The sequence below is a fragment of the Agrobacterium sp. ST15.16.024 genome (assembly GCF_027956545.1).
GTDB classification, from domain to species: Bacteria; Pseudomonadota; Alphaproteobacteria; order Rhizobiales; family Rhizobiaceae; genus Agrobacterium; species Agrobacterium cucumeris.
Genome location: NZ_JAQKGO010000001.1, coordinates 1035901 through 1055276, shown reverse-complemented (window position 1 = coordinate 1055276; position 19376 = coordinate 1035901). Strand labels below are relative to the sequence as shown.

19 protein-coding genes are annotated in these 19376 nt (G+C 59.1%); 10 read left to right on the top strand and 9 right to left on the bottom strand.

What is annotated here, in order from left to right:
- The first annotated feature begins 350 nt into the window (after positions 1 to 350).
- The 5 genes from PL640_RS05215 to PL640_RS05195 all read left to right on the top strand — a co-directional run bounded on the left by PL640_RS05215 (position 351) and on the right by PL640_RS05195 (position 4598).
- The gene (locus tag PL640_RS05215) at positions 351 to 1139 is read left to right on the top strand and encodes an SDR family oxidoreductase (RefSeq protein WP_271361011.1); all 789 of its coding nucleotides are present in this window, start codon (positions 351 to 353) and stop codon (positions 1137 to 1139) included.
- Entirely contained in the window at positions 1136 to 3181 is a 2046-nt protein-coding gene (gene uvrC, locus PL640_RS05210; RefSeq protein WP_271361010.1) for an excinuclease ABC subunit UvrC, read from the top strand. Before PL640_RS05215 ends, uvrC begins: the two co-directional genes overlap by 4 nt.
- A 103-nt stretch (positions 3182 to 3284) precedes the next feature.
- Complete coding sequence (gene pgsA, locus PL640_RS05205) at positions 3285 to 3872, top strand: CDP-diacylglycerol--glycerol-3-phosphate 3-phosphatidyltransferase (RefSeq protein ID WP_046798832.1); 588 nt, start codon at positions 3285 to 3287, stop codon at positions 3870 to 3872.
- Positions 3872 to 4126, top strand: coding sequence for a molybdopterin converting factor subunit 1 (moaD, locus tag PL640_RS05200; protein ID WP_142839513.1), 255 nt, complete (start codon positions 3872 to 3874; stop codon positions 4124 to 4126). The genes pgsA and moaD overlap by 1 nt, the downstream gene beginning before the upstream one ends.
- Positions 4127 to 4130: 4 nt before the next feature.
- Positions 4131 to 4598, top strand: coding sequence for a molybdenum cofactor biosynthesis protein MoaE (locus PL640_RS05195; RefSeq protein WP_142839512.1), 468 nt, complete (start codon positions 4131 to 4133; stop codon positions 4596 to 4598).
- A gap of 61 nt (positions 4599 to 4659) precedes the next feature.
- Here the strand turns inward: PL640_RS05195 and PL640_RS05190 are convergent, their stop codons facing one another.
- Entirely contained in the window at positions 4660 to 5556 is an 897-nt protein-coding gene (locus tag PL640_RS05190; protein WP_269698210.1) for a branched-chain amino acid ABC transporter permease, read from the bottom strand.
- Between the two features lie 61 nt (positions 5557 to 5617).
- On the opposite strand from PL640_RS05190, the gene PL640_RS05185 reads away from it, so the two are divergent.
- Complete coding sequence (locus tag PL640_RS05185) at positions 5618 to 6169, top strand: CGNR zinc finger domain-containing protein (RefSeq protein ID WP_271361009.1); 552 nt, start codon at positions 5618 to 5620, stop codon at positions 6167 to 6169.
- Entirely contained in the window at positions 6166 to 6678 is a 513-nt protein-coding gene (locus tag PL640_RS05180) for a hypothetical protein (RefSeq protein WP_271361008.1), read from the top strand. Before PL640_RS05185 ends, PL640_RS05180 begins: the two co-directional genes overlap by 4 nt.
- A gap of 255 nt (positions 6679 to 6933) precedes the next feature.
- On the opposite strand, the gene ndk is transcribed toward PL640_RS05180, so the two are convergent.
- Together ndk and PL640_RS05170 are read right to left on the bottom strand one after the other, a co-directional pair.
- Positions 6934 to 7356, bottom strand: coding sequence for a nucleoside-diphosphate kinase (gene ndk / locus PL640_RS05175; RefSeq protein ID WP_003502118.1), 423 nt, complete (start codon positions 7354 to 7356; stop codon positions 6934 to 6936).
- A gap of 103 nt (positions 7357 to 7459) precedes the next feature.
- Positions 7460 to 8155: a glutathione S-transferase family protein gene (locus PL640_RS05170; protein ID WP_052820359.1), complete on the bottom strand. Its 696-nt coding sequence runs from the start codon at positions 8153 to 8155 to the stop codon at positions 7460 to 7462.
- A gap of 247 nt (positions 8156 to 8402) precedes the next feature.
- On the opposite strand from PL640_RS05170, the gene PL640_RS05165 reads away from it, so the two are divergent.
- Together PL640_RS05165 and PL640_RS05160 are read left to right on the top strand one after the other, a co-directional pair.
- Positions 8403 to 9449 carry a GGDEF domain-containing protein gene (locus PL640_RS05165; RefSeq protein ID WP_271361007.1) on the top strand — a complete coding sequence of 349 codons (1047 nt, stop codon included), beginning with the start codon at positions 8403 to 8405 and terminating at the stop codon, positions 9447 to 9449.
- A gap of 172 nt (positions 9450 to 9621) precedes the next feature.
- Entirely contained in the window at positions 9622 to 11505 is a 1884-nt protein-coding gene (locus PL640_RS05160) for an ABC-F family ATP-binding cassette domain-containing protein (RefSeq protein WP_142839507.1), read from the top strand.
- A 65-nt stretch (positions 11506 to 11570) separates the two neighbouring features.
- Here PL640_RS05160 and PL640_RS05155 read toward each other — a convergent pair whose 3' ends face one another.
- The 5 genes from PL640_RS05155 to PL640_RS05135 all read right to left on the bottom strand — a co-directional run bounded on the left by PL640_RS05155 (position 11571) and on the right by PL640_RS05135 (position 16852).
- Positions 11571 to 12053, bottom strand: coding sequence for a GlcG/HbpS family heme-binding protein (locus PL640_RS05155; RefSeq protein ID WP_142839506.1), 483 nt, complete (start codon positions 12051 to 12053; stop codon positions 11571 to 11573).
- Between the two features lie 89 nt (positions 12054 to 12142).
- On the bottom strand, positions 12143 to 12751 hold the full coding sequence (locus tag PL640_RS05150) for a response regulator transcription factor (RefSeq protein WP_271361006.1): 609 nt from the start codon (positions 12749 to 12751) through the stop codon (positions 12143 to 12145).
- On the bottom strand, positions 12748 to 14424 hold the full coding sequence (locus tag PL640_RS05145) for a sensor histidine kinase (RefSeq protein ID WP_271361005.1): 1677 nt from the start codon (positions 14422 to 14424) through the stop codon (positions 12748 to 12750). Before PL640_RS05145 ends, PL640_RS05150 begins: the two co-directional genes overlap by 4 nt.
- Before the next feature lie 163 nt (positions 14425 to 14587).
- Complete coding sequence (locus PL640_RS05140; protein WP_271361004.1) at positions 14588 to 16528, bottom strand: EAL domain-containing protein; 1941 nt, start codon at positions 16526 to 16528, stop codon at positions 14588 to 14590.
- 54 nt (positions 16529 to 16582) lie between these two features.
- Positions 16583 to 16852 (bottom strand): hypothetical protein, encoded by a 270-nt coding sequence (locus PL640_RS05135; protein ID WP_271361003.1) that lies wholly within the window; start codon positions 16850 to 16852, stop codon positions 16583 to 16585.
- A gap of 404 nt (positions 16853 to 17256) precedes the next feature.
- Here PL640_RS05135 and PL640_RS05130 point away from each other — a divergent pair, with 404 nt between their 5' ends.
- The gene (locus PL640_RS05130) at positions 17257 to 18183 is read left to right on the top strand and encodes a Gfo/Idh/MocA family protein (protein ID WP_269698244.1); all 927 of its coding nucleotides are present in this window, start codon (positions 17257 to 17259) and stop codon (positions 18181 to 18183) included.
- 24 nt (positions 18184 to 18207) lie between these two features.
- Here PL640_RS05130 and PL640_RS05125 read toward each other — a convergent pair whose 3' ends face one another.
- Entirely contained in the window at positions 18208 to 19236 is a 1029-nt protein-coding gene (locus tag PL640_RS05125) for a sensor domain-containing diguanylate cyclase (protein ID WP_271361001.1), read from the bottom strand.
- Positions 19237 to 19376: the final 140 nt, after the last annotated feature.

The following is a 19376-nucleotide window of genomic DNA, read 5'->3' as shown; positions in this document are numbered from 1 at the left end:
GCTATTCTCCTTTCAGGACCGCTCTGCACTCAAAACATTGTTTTCAGACGCGGTGTAAAAATCGTCGGGTTAATCGCCCCTCTGGAAACTGAACTTGATGGGAGAATGCGGAGATCAAAGAGCCAAAATGTGAATTGTTTGGGGCAGACACGTGACTAGAATTAGACGTTGCCTAATTGCCACAAGGGTTTTATTAACCCTAACAGAAGCCTAATCAGCAATAGATCGGCTTTAAACTTAGTTATATTTAAATTAAATCAAAATTGCATTGCGAATAAAAAATCGCCCAATTCTTTTAGGGCTGACGGACAGCTTGCGATTTGCATTTATATCCAGCACATAGGGCATGTATGAGCAAATGCAGGTCCGCCGTGAAAGAAGATATACAAAAGACAGTCTTGATAACCGGAGCCGCCCGAAGGCTTGGACGGGCAATCGCCACCGATATGGCCGCCCATGGCTTTGCGATTGCCGTCCATGCCAATGAATCGATGGCGCAGGCGGAGGAATTCGCTAACGAAATAAGGCAAAACGGTGGCAAGGCCGTTGCCGTTCAGGCGGATTTGACACAATCTGCGCCAACCATGGCGCTTGTCGAACAGGCAGCTTCCGCCCTCGGCCCCATCGGCGTGGTCGTCAATAATGCCTCGGTTTTTCTGGAGGACAGTGCGGACAAACCCGATCCGGCGATCTTCGATGCACATTTTTCCGTGCATGTGCGGGCACCGTCCCTCATCGCCGCTGCTTTTGTCGGGCAATTGCCGAAGGACAAATCCGGTCTGATCGTCAATATCATCGATCAGCGCGTGCTGGCGCTCACACCCCGTTTCTATTCCTATACGCTTTCGAAATCCGCCCTCTGGACTGCGACACGAACGATGGCGCAGAGCTTTGCGCCGCGTGTGCGGGTGAACGCCATCGGGCCGGGTCCCTCCTTCAAAAGCGAAAGACAGGCGCCCGAGGACTTTCAGGCGCAGATCGACGGCCTTATATTAAAGCGTGGTCCTGCCCCGGATGAGTTCGGGCGGACGATTCGCTTTCTTTACGATACGCCGTCGGTCACCGGACAAATGATCGCGCTCGACGGCGGCCAGCACCTTGGCTGGGAAACCCCTGACGTGGCGGAGATACCTGAATGAACGGAAAGAAGCTGCCTGATGGCGGTATTCTCTTCGATGAAACCGACGATGAAGACGACGATGCAAGCCTTGCCGCGACAGAAGTGGCGGAGGCTCCGCGCGACGCCGTGGGCATGGACTGGAATGCGGGCTGGAAGAATGAATCCGGCCTGAAGGGCATGGACCTCATCGGCGAGTTCGTCAAACACCTGCCCAACTCGCCGGGCGTCTATCGCATGTTCAACGAGGCGGGTGACGTTCTTTACGTCGGCAAGGCGCGCTCGCTGAAGAAGCGTGTGGGCAACTATGCCCAGGGCCGCGTGCATTCCAATCGCATCGCCCAGATGGTGCGTTTCACCACCCACATGGAATTCGTCACCACCCGCACGGAGACAGAGGCGCTTCTCCTGGAAGCCAATCTCATCAAGCGCTTGCGGCCGCGCTTTAACGTGCTTCTGCGTGACGACAAATCGTTTCCCTATATTCTCATCACCGCCGACAATCGCGCCCCGGCGATTTTTAAGCACCGGGGTGCACGGGCACGCAAGGGCGATTATTTCGGACCCTTTGCGTCGGCCGGCGCAGTGGGGCGCACGATCAATTCGCTGCAACGCGCCTTTTTGATCCGCACCTGCACCGACAGTGTTTTCGAGACCCGCACGCGTCCCTGTCTTCTGTACCAGATCAAGCGCTGTTCCGGCCCCTGTACGCACGAGATCAGCGATCAGGGGTATGCGGAACTCGTCAAGGAAGCCAAGGATTTCCTGTCCGGCAAAAGCCAGAGCGTCAAGACCGCCATTGCGCGGCAGATGAACGAGGCGGCCGAGGATCTCGATTTCGAGCGCGCCGCCGTCTATCGCGACCGGCTGGCGGCGCTTTCGCATGTCCAGAGCCATCAGGGCATCAATCCGGCCGGCATTGAGGAAGCGGATGTTTTCGCCATTCATCATGAAGGCGGCATTTCCTGCATTCAGGTGTTCTTTTTCCGCACCGGCCAGAACTGGGGCAACCGCGCCTATTTCCCGAAGGCGGACCCTTCCCTGCCCGGCTCGGAAATCCTCAACGCATTCCTTGCGCAGTTTTACGACGACAAGCCGGTGCCAAAGCAGATCCTGCTGTCCGAAACCGTCGAGGAACAGGAGTTGCTGGCCGCAGCACTCGGCGAAAAAGCCGGCCACAAGGTCACGATCAGCGTGCCGCAGCGCGGCGAGAAGAAGGACATTACCGACCATGTTCTTGCCAATGCCCGCGAGGCGCATGGCCGCAAGCTGGCGGAAACCTCTTCGCAGGCACGGCTTCTGAAAGGTTTTGCAGAAACCTTCAGCCTGCCCTATGTGCCGCGCCGCATCGAGATCTACGATAACTCGCACATCATGGGCACCAATGCCGTGGGCGGCATGGTGGTGGCGGGGCCGGAAGGTTTCGTGAAGAACCAGTATCGCAAGTTCAACATCAAATCGACCGACATCACCCCGGGTGACGACTTCGGCATGATGCGCGAGGTGATGACCCGCCGTTTCTCACGCCTGCTGAAGGAAGAGGGCAAGCCGGACCGCGAGCGGACACCCACACCGGAGGAAGCGGCCGACATGCCTTTCCCCAGCTGGCCGGACGTGATCCTGATCGATGGCGGTCAGGGGCAGATGACGGCGGTGCGTGCCATCCTCGATGAACTCGACATTCGTGACTGTGTGACCGCCATCGGCGTCGCCAAGGGTGTGGACCGCGATGCCGGACGCGAACGCTTTTTCGCCGATGGACGCAGCGATTTCTCCCTGCCGCCGCGCGATCCCGTGCTTTATTTCGTACAGCGCATGCGCGACGAGGCGCACCGATTCGCCATCGGTTCTCATCGGGCGCGGCGCAAGAAGGAAATGGTGCGCAATCCGCTCGATGAAATCTCGGGGATCGGCCCCGGCCGCAAGCGCTCCCTGCTGCAGCATTTCGGCACGGCGAAGGCGGTTTCCCGCGCCGGTCTCAACGACCTGATGAACGTGACAGGCATTTCCGAAGCGGTGGCGCGGCAAATCTACAATCACTTCCACGAGAGCGGCGGCGATTGATACCGAACCGTCGTGGCGAACTGCTAAAAAAACATAATCACATGTTGACCCTATGCGTCAGGGGCGGCATCAAGACAGCTGATCTTTGACTGACAGGTTTCCCATGGCTTCGCGCGCATACAGCATCCCCAATCTTCTGACCTATGGCCGCATTCTGGCGGTTCCTGTCATCGTTTTGTGCTTCTTCATCGAGGGCAAGCTGGAAAGCTCGGATTTCGCGCGCTGGACGGCGCTCTGGCTGTTCATCATTGCTTCGCTAACCGATTTCCTCGACGGTTATCTGGCCCGCATCTGGAACCAGACGTCCAATATCGGCCGGATGCTGGACCCGATCGCCGACAAGCTGCTGGTCGCCTCCGTGCTGCTGCTGATGGCTGCGGACGGCACCATCGCCGGCTGGTCGCTCTGGGCCGCCATCACCATTCTCTGCCGTGAAATTCTGGTCTCCGGCCTGCGCGAATATCTGGCGGCGCTGAAGGTCAGCGTTCCCGTTACCCGCATCGCCAAGTGGAAGACGACGATCCAGATGGTCGCCATTGCCTTCCTGCTGGCAGGTCCGGCGGGTGACAAGGTCCTGCCCTATACGACAGAGATGGGCATTACGCTTCTCTGGCTTGCGGCTGCGCTCACCATGTATACCGGTTATGATTACTTCAAGGCCGGCCTCAAGCACATCGTGGACGAAGACTGATGACACGCATCGTTTATTTCGCCTGGGTGCGTGAGAAGATCGGTACCGATGAGGAAGAGCTGGATATCCCCTCCTCCGTCACCACGGCCGGTGAACTGATCGCCTGGCTCATAACCCGTGGCGAAAATTACGAGGCGGCCTTCGAATTTCCAGATGTGATCCGCGTTGCGGTCAATCAGGAACATGTCGAACATGACGAAAGCATCGTCGGTGCGCGCGAGATCGGTCTCTTTCCGCCGATGACCGGGGGATGAGCGGATGCAGAAAGCCGTGCAGCCGACGATCCGTGTGCAAAGTGAGGATTTCGATGCCGCGGACGAAACCAGGCGGCTGACGCAACGCGACAAAAGCATCGGCGCGGTCGTCGCCTTCACCGGGCTTTGCCGCGACGACGGCGGAACACTGGCAGCGCTGGAGCTTGAACATTATCCAGGCATGGCCGAAGCCGAAATTACCCGCATCGCCGAACTCGCCATCGAACGCTTCAACCTTCTCGGCCTCACCGCCATCCACCGCCACGGCAAGATCGCTGCCGGCGAGAATATCGTTCTCGTCATTGCCGCTTCCAGCCATCGGCAGGCGGCCTTCGACGGCGCAAATTTCGTGATGGACTATCTGAAGACCTCCGCCCCGTTCTGGAAAAAGGAACATGGCAAGGACGGAGCGGTGCGAGACTGGGTATCAGCCAAGACGACCGACGATTCGGCGAAGGACAAGTGGCGGTAACCGATCACCTTTTCCCGCATTTCCGGGCGGAGAACCGCAGTCCGCTTTTCCCGAAAATGCCTCAAGGCGCCTCCGCCCTGCTGCGCATGACAATCAACCAGCCGACCAGAAGCGCCAGCACCGCCGCATCACGCCAGACAACCGGGCCATAACCGGCCCACAGGGTTTCCGCAAATCCGACGGCAGCCGCCCCCAAACCGCAGATAAGCGGGCTGGCATAACCGCCCGCTGCCGAAATCAGCACGATCTTGAGGCCGAAGACGAGGCCGGCGCCAAAATCCATGGTTCCGTAATAAAAAGTGGCCAGCACACCGGCAATGGCGGCGACAAATCCTGCAGCGCAATAGGATAGCAGGAATACCCGGCCCGCATTTACGCCGCAGAACGATGCCGCAAGCGGATCATCCGATACGGCCTTCCATCGTCTGCCGAAAGCGGAACGGCCGAGATAAACGGATCCTGAGAGGACGAGCAGTCCAAACGCCGCCGTGTTCAGCATCTGCATCGGCGTCAGGGTCACGGCAAAGCCACCATCGCTCCAGAAGCGCACCGGTTGCGACAGAAGTGGCGGCAGCCATAATTGCCTTGTGCCGGCGGCGAGCCTTGCACTTTCGGTAAGCGCAATCAGCACGCCGATGGAGGCGACCGTCACCGCATTGGGAGAGGCTTTCGCCAGCGGCCGCATCACCGCCCTGCCGACGAAACCCGCAGCCCACAACCCGCCGAACAGGCCTGCCCCGGCCCCAAGCGCCAGTGTGGCCGGCAGAACCAGCCATAACCGGTTCCAGCCGAAATCGGCAAATAACAGGCAGGTCTGGCCGGCGAAGGCGAATATGGCACCATAGGTGACATCGGCACGTTTGGTGACCGAAAAGGCGATGGCATAACCGAAGGCCAGAACCGCATAGAGGGCTGCGACCGGCACGGCATTCAGCAATTGTTGCAGGAAATAAGCCATGCGCGTCCTCCCACTATTATTATAACTGTTAAAATACGTTTTGACAGTTATAATATGCGGCATGACCTTTCGCTGGACAGCTCATCGTTTCGCAGGCGGCGCATTGGCGCTTGATGTCGCCAATAGTGTGATCCTGCGCTCGGACGCCGCAAAATCGGTTGACCGTTTTGCAGTGCCCGAACAGATCGCCACTTTTGCCGAGGCATCGACACGGCTTGGCGCGGAGCGCGACAGGTTTCCCGCGCTCAACGCACCCGAAGCGAAGCAACGGCCAATCCTTCTCAATCTTCGAGAGGCGATCGACGATTGTTTTCGCTCGTCGATCTTGGGCGCCGGCGGTGATGACGCCAGGCTGGCGGACCTTCTTTTCGCCTGCGGCACCGCCTTGCGCACCTTTCCGGCGGCCGAAAGCCTCGGCAACGCCACGGCCCATTCCGCCCTGTCGCTGCTTGCGCGGGAGACACGGGAACGGCTGCGGATCTGCGGCAATTGCGGCTGGCTCTTCATCGATCGCAGCAAGAATAGAAGCCGAATCTGGTGCGACATGGCGGTGTGCGGCAACCGGCAAAAAGCCAGCCGGCACTACCACCGGACAAAGGAGGCGCAGGCATGAACAGGATTGCCCTTCCGTTGCTTGCGGTTATGGCCGCGCTCGGTCTCTCCAGCTGTCAGCGCGACGAACCGCGCGAGGTCGCGAAGATTTCAGGCCGCATGTTCGTCTTCAATTACCGCGTGGCGATCGCCACCTATCTGGTGACCCTGCAGCGCGTCGCGCCCATCGCCGACGGCAGCACGGTGGAGGGCTCATTCGAAAATCCCCGTGGTGGTCCTGACCTGACGACGAGCGACAGGATTTTTCCAGCCGACGAAAAGATCGCCGTTCAGAGCCCGCCGGTCGAGTGCGTCAAGCAGGATCGGCCCTATAAAGTCACCATCCGCATCAAGGGGCCGGAGGGCGATATTCTGCAGACGATAGAGACCACGATCCACTCCGACACGGACCAATCGCTTCTTCCCGCCAAACCGCTGGTGGTCGGGCCGCTCTACACGCCCAATCCGGAGGTGTTCAAACCTGACGGTACGACGGATATGCGGCCGGCCCAGGGGTGTCCGGCGTCGTGATTTGCTTACCTCGTTCCTGTGCTTGTCACAGGAATCTAGCCAGACCAAGTCGTTGGGCTGAAAGACTCCTCTCGCCGCGCAGACGCGCGTCGGCTGGATTCCTGTGACAAGCACAGGAATGAGGGTCGCGGGGAGTTTCGGCATGTAAGCTCCCTACCAACAAAAAACGGAGCCTTTCGGCTCCGTTTCCTCGAGTCTTTTCAACGGCTTCGTGCATTCGCCTGAGAGGGCGATTCAAGCCGTTGATATTTTGAATCAGCCGACGATTTCGGTTTCGGCGAACCAGTAGGCGATTTCCTGTGCGGCGGTTTCCGGAGCGTCGGAACCGTGAACGGAGTTTTCGCCGATGGAAAGCGCGAAGGACTTGCGGATGGTGCCTTCAGCGGCCTGGGCCGGGTTGGTGGCGCCCATGATTTCGCGGTTCTTGAGGATGGCGTTTTCGCCTTCCAGAACCTGAACGATGGTCGGGCCGGAGGTCATGCCTTCAACGAGTTCGCCGAAGAAAGGACGTTCTTTGTGAACGGCGTAGAAGCCTTCAGCTTCGCGCTTGCTCATCCAGACGCGCTTGGAGGCGACGATGCGCAGGCCGTTATCTTCAAATACCTTGGTGATCGCGCCCGTCAGGTTACGCTTGGTTGCGTCCGGCTTGATCATCGAAAATGTGCGTTCAATCGCCATGTGTCCGTTTCCTTTTCCTATATAGAAAGTGGGCGGTCTTTACCCGCCCAAAGGCCCGAAAACAAGGGGGATCGACCATATTGCGGTAACGGCGCGAGACATTTCACGCCGCTGTCACACTGCGGCCTCTTGCATCATAGAGATCAAGGCAGCCTTCGAACCAGTCCCGCACCGGGTCATTATCGGAAAACAGATCGGCGCCGGTGGTGATCCTTGCCCATTGCAGCGCACCGAACACGATGTAATCGGCAAAAAGCGGCGACGTGCCGCCGATAAAGGGCTGGAAGCTCAACATGCGACGGATCGGCGCCAGCAATGCCGGAAAGGCCGCGATTTCCGCTTCGCGGTTCGCCGCTACATCCTCAAGCGGGCGGCCGAGCGCTTTCGTCCTGCTGTCACGGAAATAACGGCGATCCGGCTCATCCAGCATATTGTGGATATCCAGCAGGGCGATACGGGTGATGGCCGGGTGAAGCACCGTCTGGGACCAGCTTTCAACGAAGCGGGCCATTGCCTTGCCGCCCTCCCCGTCAAACAGCGACGGCCGCTCCGGATAGGCGTCATCCAGATAAAGCGCAATTTCGAAACTGTCGCTCACCAGCTGCTCTCCGTCACGCAGGATCGGCACCGTTCTCGAAAAACCGTCCTCAACCGTCGGTATGACCGTGAAGGGCAAGGGGCGCTCCTCGAAATCCAGCCCCTTATGCGCCAGCGAAAGCACGGTTTTCCAGCAATGGGGAGAAAACGGCCGGGAAATGTCGCTTCCACACAGCGAGTACAAGGTTCTGGAGTTCGTCATGGGCAGCACCTTCTTTGGCTATATCGATACAACGATATAAGAACGGCAATGGCCTGAAATCAAATCAGCATTAATCATGTTATCGATCAAAAGCCGTCCCCGCCCCGCCAAACGTGAATTCCAGCATCAAGACGACAAAAACATCCCAGGAGTTTAGTCTATTTTAAACCGTGGCGTGTAGGAATAGTCGCATTCGGATACTGAATATTTCGATGAATCCATAAATACTATCTTTTTGGGGCTGACGGTGACGACATCTGCTGGCGATAAAAAACGCGAACAGTCAAAAAACGGTCTTGTCGTTACCAAGATCACGCAATTCATCGCCAAGATGAATATTGCGCCGCTGCCGCGCAATTACGAATTGATCTATGAAATATTGTCGGGGCACAACCCGGCCATGGGGCGCGATATATTGGCGCTTGGCAACGCGCCGCAGCAGCATGAAATCGATATTATCGGCCAGAGACATAATCTGCCCGGCTTTTCGAAGATCGAGGCCGAGGCAATGGCCAACGAGGCCTTCGAAACGCTGAAGCAGATCTCAGCGCGGCTGGAAGCCGGCGTGCAGCGGGCCGAGACATTCATCGCCAGCCTTGCCGAGGAAAATCATCCGGAGCCGCCGGCAACCGAGCGGCTCGCCCGCTTGATGGGCGACATTCACGAGGAACAGACGAGCCTGAGGCACTTCATCGCCATGGGGCTGATGAAAATCCGCGAAGTTGAAAAACGCCGGGCCGAACTGCAGGCAAGTTCCCTGCGGGACGCATTGACGGCGCTTCCCAACCGCGCGGCTTTCCTCGAAAAACTCGCAGACCTTTTCGCCGGCGATCAGGCCGCGTCCGCCACCTCGCTGATGCTGCTCAACATTGACCGTTTCCGCGAAATCAATGGCAAATATGGCGCCAGCGCCGGCAACAAGGCGCTTCGGCGGTTTGCGGCACTTTTCCGCAAGACCATCAAGAAGGACGATTTCGTTGCCCGCGTCGGCGGTAATGAATTTGCCTTTCTGTTTGCCAACGTCTCACAAAATACCGCAGAAGCGATTGCCGAAAGGCTGCGGCAAAGTGTGGAGGCGCTGCGCTTCGTGACCAGTGAAGGCGAAGGCGAACATCTGACCGTTTCGATCGGCGTTGCGGCGGTGGATGGCACCGCCACGCCCGCCGAATTTTTCAGCCATGCCGAACTTGCCCTGCTTTCGGCACGCTGCAGCACGCGCAACTGCGTTGTTGGCTATTCCCGGGACCTGGCCCAGCACAGCCGCAGCAGCTATCTGGCGCAGCTCGGCTGTTAAAGCACTTCCAGTGAAAATGCATCGCGGTCTTGCGCCCGAAAAACGCGCAAAACCAAAGTTTGCGCGCACGCGCGACAATTCCGCCTAAACCGACTCGCTTCAAACGCCATATATGATCCGATGTGGCGCAGGCGCTCTTGCCTTGGCCACGCAGTTCGGCCAAAACGGCGCCATGATTACGATTACCGACCTTTCCGCCCGTATCGCCGGGCGCCTGCTTCTCGACCATGCCAGCGTGGCGCTTCCCGCCGGCGTGAAGGTGGGTCTCGTTGGCCGCAACGGCGCCGGCAAATCCACCCTGTTCAAGGTGATTACCGGCGATTTTTCCGCCGAAAGCGGTTCGGTCAGCATTCCCAAACAGGCGCGCATCGGCCAGGTGGCACAGGAAGCGCCGGGAACGGAAGAATCGCTGATATCAATCGTGCTTTCCGCCGACAAGGAACGCAGCGCCCTTGTGGCCGAAGCGGAAACCGCGACCGATCCGCACCGGATCGCCGAAATCCAGATGCGGCTCGTCGATATCGATGCGCATTCGGCCGAGGCCCGCGCGTCCAGCATTCTTGCCGGTCTCGGTTTTAACCACGAGGCACAGCTTCGCCCCGCCTCCTCCTTCTCCGGCGGCTGGCGCATGCGCGTGGCGCTCGCCTCCGTGCTGTTTGCCGAGCCGGACCTTTTGCTGCTCGACGAGCCGACCAACTATCTCGACCTCGAAGGCACGCTGTGGCTGGAGGAATATATTCGCCGCTATCCGCATACCGTCATCATCATCAGCCACGATCGCGACCTTCTGAACAATGCCGTCAATTCCATCGTGCATCTGGACCAGAAGAAGTTGACCTTCTATCGCGGCGGTTACGACCAGTTCGAGCGCCAGAAGGCCGAGGCCGACGAATTGCAGATGAAGGCCAAGGTCAAGAGCGACGCTGCGCGCAAACATCTGCAAAGCTTCATCGACCGCTTCCGTGCCAAGGCCACCAAGGCCCGGCAGGCGCAAAGCCGCATCAAGGCGCTGGAGCGCATGGGCACGGTTGCCGCTGTTATCGAGGACCATGTTCAGCCGATCACATTTCCCGAGCCGGAAAAACAGCCCGCCTCGCCCATCGTCGCCATCAATGGCGGTGCCGTGGGTTACGAACCGGGCAAATCGATCCTGAAGCAGCTTAATCTGCGCATCGACAATGACGATCGCATTGCGTTGCTCGGCTCCAACGGCAATGGCAAATCCACCTTCGCGAAATTCATTTCCGGCCGGCTTGCCCCGCAGGCGGGCGATCTTCGCACCGCCCCCGGCCTGAAGATCGGTTTCTTCGCGCAACACCAGCTGGATGATCTGGTGCCGGATGAAACGCCGGTCGAACATGTGCGCAAGCTGATGCCGCTGGCGCCTGAAGCACAGGTGCGCTCACGCGTCGCACAGATGGGCCTTGCGACGGAGAAGATGGCGACGGCGGCCAAGGATCTGTCCGGTGGTGAGAAAGCGCGTCTGCTGATGGGGCTTGCCGCATTCCACGCGCCGAACCTGTTGATCCTCGACGAACCGACGAACCATCTCGATATCGATAGCCGCCGCGCGCTGATCGAGGCGCTGAATGATTATAACGGCGCGGTCATCCTCATCTCGCACGATCGTCACCTCATCGAAGCGACGGTGGACCGGCTGTGGCTCGTCGCCGATGGCACGGTCAAAACCTTCGAAGGCGACATGGAGGAATATCGCGACATCGTCGTTTCCTCCGGCAAGAAAAAGGAAGACAAGACCGAGGCCGCGTCCGATCAGGCGTCGAAGGCAGATCAACGCAAGGCGAATGCGGAAAAGCGCGCCCAGCTTGCGCCGCTCAAGAAAAAGATCAACGAAATCGAATCCCTGACGGCGAAGCTTGAGAAAATGATTCAGGCGCTCGACAAGGAACTGGCGGACCCCGCCCTTTACGAAAAGGCGCCCGCCAAGGCCGCACAGAAGGTCAAGGAACGTGGCGAGGCAGCTGCCAAACTTTCCGACGCCGAAGAGCAATGGCTGATGCTTTCCGGCGAATATGAGGAAGCAATGGCGGGGTGATGCGCGCCAGCGCGGGCCCAATTCCGACGGCTTTTTCAGAAGCCGCCGGATTTATCTGATGCTGCTTACTTGGCGCCGATGGCGTTGAGGCCTTCACGGGCGCATTCCACATCAATGGCGCCAGAGGGCGCACCGCCGACGCCGATACCGCCGACGAGAGCCTCACCAATCTTGATCGGCAGACCGCCGGCCTGGATGACCATGCGTTCGTCCATATTGCGCAGACCATCATTGGCAGGCTTGGAGGCGATGAAATCCGCGATTTCGCCGCTATCACGACCGAGCGATGCGGCGGCGAAAGCCTTGCCGGTTGCGCTGGAGACCGTATGCGGGCCGGAATTATCCGCCTTCAAGACCGTCTTGGTGGCACCGTCGCGGGTGACGATGGCAACGGTGACGGCGCTACCTTTTGCGACACAAGCCTGAAGCGCTGCCTTGGCCGCCTTTTCAGCCATTTCGAGCGGCAGGTAAGGAGCGGTCGGCAGCGTCTGGGCCAATGCAGCCGAAGGGGCGATCAGAACGGACGCGATGAGAAGATTGCGGATCATGAAAAGGTCCTCTTGCTTGATGAGGACTTCAACCTAGGCAAATAAAACACGGCTGCGAATCCGTAAGCCTTGCCGGATGGTCAGTAGTTCTACCGATCTTCGCCGGCCTCCAGCCACAGCCTTGTCATTTCCGCCTGTGAGGTGGTGCCGAGCTTGAGGCCGATGGCGGCGCGATGACTGTCGACCGTGCGTGGTGACAGGCCAAGCCCATCGGCGATCTGGCGGGTGGTGAAACCGAGTGCGATGCGCTCGAGTATCTCACGCTCACGCGCGGTCAGAAGCGACAGCAGCGCCACCGTTTCCGCCTGCAATGCCCGTGCATCCAGCGTGCGGGCAAGCGTCTGGTGCGCCTTCTGGATCGCGTCGATGAGATCCTGCTCATCCACGGGCTTCGACAGGAAATCCACGGCACCGTTACGGAAGGCGCGGCGGCAGGCCTCGATATTTCCATGGCCGGAAATGATGATGACCGGCCAGTCGATACCTTCCTCCACCAGCTTTTCCTGAAGCTTGAGGCCGGTAATGGCGGGCATGCGGATGTCGAAGATCAGGCAGCCCGGCTCGAGACCCGGCAAATGGCTGAGGAAAGCCGTTGGATCGGCAAATCCCTTCGCCTTGATGCCGACCGTGGACAGAAGCAATATCAGCGCCTTGCGCACGGCGTCGTCGTCATCAACGAGATAGACGGGCAACGTCATGGCTTCGTTACCTCCGTGGTGACCGGCAGGACAACGCGGAACAAGGCGCCATTATCCTGCTCGATAAAGAGGATTTCGCCGCCGGCGCGCTCCACCAGCCGCTGGCTGAGCGCGAGACCTAGTCCCATGCCGTTGTTTTTGGTGGTTGCGAAGGGGGTAAAAAGCCGGTCGCGCAATTGCGGCTCCACGCCGGGGCCGTTATCGGCGACTTCGAACAGGGCAAGATCACCCTCGCGGGTGAGCGTTGCGGTGATTACGCCCTTGCCCTCGTCGGCACCGGCCAGCGCATCAAGGGCATTACGCAGCAGATTGAACATCACCTGCTCCATTTCCACCGGATCGACCCGAACCAGAAGTGGCACCTCTGGCTGGCGGATATCGATGACGACCTGCTGGCGCGCCGCCTCGCCGGTCAGAAGTGCATCGACATTGCGCAGCGCAACGCGCAGATCATGGGCCGTGGCCGGATGGCGGTGCGGCAGCGACCAGTTGCGGAAACGGTCAAGCATGTTGGCGGCGCATCGCGCCTGCTCGATCATATCGTCCAGCGCGCCGGAAAGCGTTGCGACATCCTGACGGGCAAGAAGCCGCCGCCCGGCCTGCGCCTGCGCCAGGATTGCCGTCAGGGGCTGGGTCAGTTCATGGGCAAGGCCGCTCGCCATTTCTCCAAGCGCATTGACGCGCGAGGCGTGGGTCAGCCTCGCCTCCATGCCGCTTAGCTCTGCCCGTCTTTCGGCGGCGCGTATACGTGTTCTCTGCCTTGCCATCACGATGCCGAACACAAAAATGACGCTGGCACCGGCCAGCGCCGCCAGCAGGGCGCCGCCCGGCAGAAGTTCCCGCCAGGTGATGGGAAGCGCCACCTCCAGAAGCAAAGGCTGGCTGTCACTGCTCAGCTGCCGGGCATATTGCGGCTCCACGGGCAGTTGCGGCGGGCCGTATAACAGGGTGCCATCCGGCATCTTCAGACGGATCACTGCCCGTTGCGCCGACCAGAAGGGGGAATCGGATGCCAGCAGCCGTGCCGCATCGACAGCCAGCACCAGCGCCTGCCGTGCCGTCTCGCTATTGGGGCTGCGCTTGACGATGAGATAGTGGCCGGGCCTCAGCGCACTTGCCAGCAATGCGGGCTTGCCCGTAAACACCGATGACGCGTTGCGGATATCCGCCGCCAGTTCATTTTCCAGCGGTCGGGTGCCGGCTGCGGGACCCCCCTCCGTCAACGAGACCAGCTGGACTTCATCGATGCGCGGGTAAAATTGCAGAATGGGTGCGGCGATGGCAAGCAGCAGGCCGTGATCCGATCCCTGCTCCGCCTGCGCCACCGCAGACAGCGCCGTCACATGGGCATCATGCTGATCCGCCCGGCGCGTAGCCTCGGCCTGCAAGGCGTCGCTCTGCCGCTCCAGCTCGCCCAGCAGGCTACCATATTGATAGGCCGCCAGGGCGGACACGACCGCCACCATCAACAATGCCCAGACCGCAAACACCCGGAAAAACGACAATACGGGCGCAGGACGCAGATCGCCCAACGATGGCCTATGGCCGGATACGGCATCGGCGATGGTGCGCAGCGATTGCGTGACGCTACCCGCCCTTGCCGCGCTTTCCCCTGACGGCGATTGCCCGGATATTCCGGCTCGTCTGTTCCCTGCGTCGTTTTTTTCAAGCATTGGTTCGCTCGCCTGACCGGAAAACACGGTCGGAACTCTGGTTCTTCAAAGCACCTCCTCAGCATAGACCGGGCAAAGATTCAATCCGGAAGACGCCAGCTTCGATGCCAACGCAGCCAGAACGCGGCGACAGAGCGGTGTGACATGGCTCGCCGCAAACGCTCTAGGCGCATTCCCTGCGGGGCTGCAGGCGATCGAGCGGCACAGCGGGCGAATAGAGATAACCCTGACCGAAACGGATGCCCATCTGCATGAGAAGCCGGCTCTGCTCCTCCGTTTCTATGCCTTCCGTCACCAGCTTGGCGCCGTAACGCTCGGCGCTTTCGAATGCGAGCGCGATGGCGTCCTTGAAGCGTGACTGATCGAGCCGGGACGTCATCCAGTGGTCGATCTTGACCTCTTCGAAGGGGAACCTCGCAAGCAGGGTAAGCGCGGCATAACCTGTGCCGAAATCATCAAGCGACAGCCGCACGCCTGCTTCGCTCAGCCTGTCGAAATTCTGCTGCACGACATCGATGGCCGGTACACGGCTCATCTCCGTCACCTCGATCGACAGCCGATGCGCCGGAACCCCCATTTCACTCAGGAACGCCACGACCCGGTCTCCGAAACGTGGGGTCGAGAATGACGAGGCGGAAATATTCACAGACAAATGAAAATCCGGCTCGAGGCTCCGCAGATTGCTGAGGTCGCGGACGACCGCCTCGATCGTCGACCACTCGAATTCCACCAGCAGCCGGTGGCGCTCGGCAATTTCCAGCACATAATAGGGCGAAAGCGCCTGCCCGCGCGCATCTGTTGCCCGCAGAAGCGCCTCCGCACCGATCATGCGGCGATTGTGCATTTCAAATTTCGGCTGGTAGCATATTGGCGGCCTGCCGGATTTGACCCAATGGACCAGCATCTGCCGAACACCCTCGTCGCGGCTGGCTTTTTCGGCAAAGGAGAAGGGGAAAATCTGCACCGGATTTTCGCTTCTCCTCAGCGCCAGGCTGAGATGCCTGAGAAATGATGCCACGTTCTGCCGGGAAAGCATGTCCAGGTTGGCCGCGCCGATCTTCAGATGCGGGGCGGGCCCCGCCTCCGCGGAGCGGCAAAATGCGCTCAGCCCGTCATGCAGATGCATCATGAGCCGTGCGCTTTCCGACTTTTCCAGCGAGACGCCTTCGATGACCACCGCAAGTGTCGTATCGCCGAACATGAAGCTGCGCGGCGCATTGGAGTGCGACAGCAGGCTGCTATCACCATCACATACTTCCCGCGCCAGTCGCGGCCAGAAAAGATCGGCCCAGTCCTCGCCTTCACAGGCGGCGACATCGGCAATATTGACGATTTCTATGAGAAGGAGCGCGTGTGGCACGGGCGGCTCCCGCCGTGCCATCGTTTCGATATGGTCTTTGAGGGCGCGACGGTTAGGCAGGCCGGTCAGGGAATCCGTCCGCGCGACGATATCACGCTTCCTCACCTCCTCCCGCGCCCGCGCCTCGCTGCGCAGAACAAGCAACAGGCAGGTGATCATCGGCAGACCAACAACGACCGCCCCCAGGGTGCGACGCCCTATCGCGCTTAAAAACACCGACTGATCGACAAGACCCAGACCGAACGACACGGAGATGGCAAACAGCGCCGCAACAAACCGCACACCAAAAACGGCGAGAATATCGCGCAGCCCCAGTTCGGTCAGACGCCGGCGGCGCATCCAGCCATACATCAATATCCCGAAAGCCGAGATGACGACCATGTCCTGAAAAGCGGCAAGAAACAGCACGGGGCCGCCGATCACGTAGCGCCCGGCAGCAACGAGAAGCAACGCTATTCCGCCACCCTGCCATGACCCAAGAAGCCCCGCCAGAAACAGCAGATCCGAGCGGATATAGGGTTTGGAAGGCAGCTGGATAAACTCGGAAACCAGAAGCGTCAGCAGAAATCCGGCCACGCCGAAAATGATACCGTAATAAATCTTATAACGCGGGTCATCGAGGGCGATCTTGCGGCGCATGAGGATCAACACGGATACCATGCCGATCACCGCAGCTGCCTGGAGCAGCAGGAATGGAAGCTCGGCGGCAGCGGCCGCTGCCTGAACGGCGATCAATTCCATCATCTGCGAATCCCCGGTTATTATTTGTTTCGCCGCCGGAGTTCCGGCGTCCGCCTTTCACAATTCCCGTATCTGCGAGGTACGGACTATAACACAGAGCCCGCTGCCACGGCCGGCCCATATCGCTGCCGCAGTTCGCATCCCGGTAAAATTCTCCGGAGCGACAATCGCTCCCGCCTGTGGGGCGACCAGCACCGCATAATGCCGCGCCGGGAAATAAAGGAACAGGAGCGGTGCGACAACAAACAACCGGACGGCAACATCCAGCCAGATAATCTCCGGCACCCAGTTCGTATTGACAAACAGGTACCGATTATAGACAACCATGCCGAAATTAATCCACACGTATTGAACCGATGGTTGCTTTCATTGATTTTACGAATGAACCCGGAAGACCGGTCATCTTCAAATAAAAATACCATCCAATTACTCTTTGATACACCCTTAAGAAAAAAATAAAGTTCCAAATTTCAGCAATTATTCAAAACAAATACAAAACTACCATTAAAAAATATTGAAAAGCCGATTTTATGATTTAAACTTAAAACATCACCTTTAATTCAAAATATTACTTTATTCCGAAACGACATATTCAGCGTTTTATTTTCCGGTACTGTTCATTAAAAAAGCCATTCCCGGCCGGGACGATCACCTTGCCCCTTCGGCCATTTCTGCTAGAAACTTATAAAGTCACACTTTATTTCATGAAGCACGCACACGGGTACCTCTCCATGTCAGCCACCAAGCTTGCCATCGTCGGCGTCGGTAAAATCGTTCGCGACCAGCATCTTCCAGCCATCGCGGGCAATCCGGATTTCGAATTGATCGCCACGGCGAGCCGGCATGGCACCGTGGATGGCGTTGCCTCCTATGGCACCATCGAGGCAATGCTGGAAGCGGTTCCGCAGATCGAGGCCGTGTCCCTGTGCATGCCGCCGCAGTTTCGTTACGAGGCAGCCTATGCGGCTCTGAATGCCGGCAAGCATGTTTTCCTTGAAAAGCCGCCGGGTGCTACGCTTTCTGAAGTGCAGGATCTTGTCCGCCTTGCGGATTCGAAGGGACTTTCGCTGTTTGCAAGCTGGCATTCGCGTTACGCGCCGGCGGTGGAAGCGGCCAAGGCATTTCTGGCTTCCACAAAAATCGACAGCGTGCATGTGATCTGGAAGGAGGATGTGCGCCACTGGCATCCGAACCAGGCATGGATCTGGCAGGCGGGTGGCCTTGGTGTCTTCGACCCCGGCATCAACGCACTTTCGATCATCACCCATATCCTGCCCCGCGCGCTGTTCCTGACCAAGGCGACGCTGGAATTCCCGGAAAACCGCGATGCGCCGATCGCTGCGGACCTGCATTTTTCCGACGTGACGAAAATGCCTATGCGGGCCGAGTTCGACTGGCGCCAGACCGGCAAGCAGAGCTGGGATATCATCGCCGAAACGGCCGGCGGACGGATGGTGCTTTCGGAAGGCGGTGCCAAACTCTCGATCAACGGCGAAGAGAAGCTCTCCCAGCCTGAGCGGGAATATCCCGCCCTTTACGAGCGTTTCGCGGAGATCATCAAGGCCGGCCGCTCCGATGTGGATCTGGCGCCCTTGACCCATGTGGCCGACGCCTTCCTGCTCGGCCGCCACAAATTCGTGGATTCCTTCTACGACTGACAAAAAGGCCGTTTTCAGAACTTCTCAGAGGGCGCGGCTGACAAAACGGTCGCGCCCTGATTTTTTGGCTTGATACAAAGCCTCATCGACGCTGCTCAACAGCGCCGCGCGATCCGCCCCCGCCTGCGGGGCAATCGCACCGCCGATGCTGAGGCGCGCCGTGACCTCATGACCATCGACATCGAAAGGTTCACGAAAGGCGGACAGAAGCCGGTCGGCCAATCCGTTCATCAACACCGACGAGTTGGGATGCGGTATGAAGATTGCAAATTCATCGCCGCCCATGCGGACCACGATATCTTCACTGCGGATAGCATCGCGAATACGTCCGGCAGCGGCAGTCAGCACACAGTCGCCCGCCGGGTGGCCGAATGTATCATTGATCGTCTTGAAGCCATCCAGATCGAGATAGAGAACACCAAAGGTTTCATTTGCCTGAAGTGCCGCACCCAGCTGGCCATCAACGATCGCCTCCAGCGCCTTGCGGTTATAAAACCCGGTCAGCGGATCGGTCATTGCCGCGTCGCGCAGTTCGCGCTCGGCGAGACTCATGGTGAAATTGGCTTTCTGGAGACGCAACAGCGCCGCCGCCAGCAGCGCGAAATGCCTGAGATTGTCGATTTCGGCGCGGGAAAATTTTCTCGGCACCGTATCGACGAGGCAAAAGGCTCCCACAACGAGGCCCGCCTCCAGTTCGATCGGCGCACCGGCATAAGAACGCAGTTCGGGGCCGCCTTTCACATAGGACATGAAACGAAAATCCGGGTGTTCCGTCAGATCGGAAATGGCCACGACATCCCGTCTGGTAATGACACGGTTGCAGATGGACAGATCGCGCGGGCATTCCGACAGCTGCATTCCCACCTGTTCGGCGATATGCAGCCAATCCTCATCGACGATATGAACGGCGGCGCGCGGCACGCCGAACACGCCCTGCCCCAGCTGAGAAAGCACCTTCAGTTCCGGTATTTCCGCATTCTTGAAGGACATGATGGACCTCACCGCGACCAGACGCTCCGTTTCCCCTTCCGGTCGTGATATCGCCTGTCCCATGATGATGTCCTTCTGCTATTTCATATGAAGCCTCGTCCGGCCGGCACATAATGCAAAAACCGATATGCGGCGCCACATGCGAATTGTTGTCGGTCTGTTTGTGGGCTTCCGCAGGCGGCCGGTCTCGACACCTGCCGGCA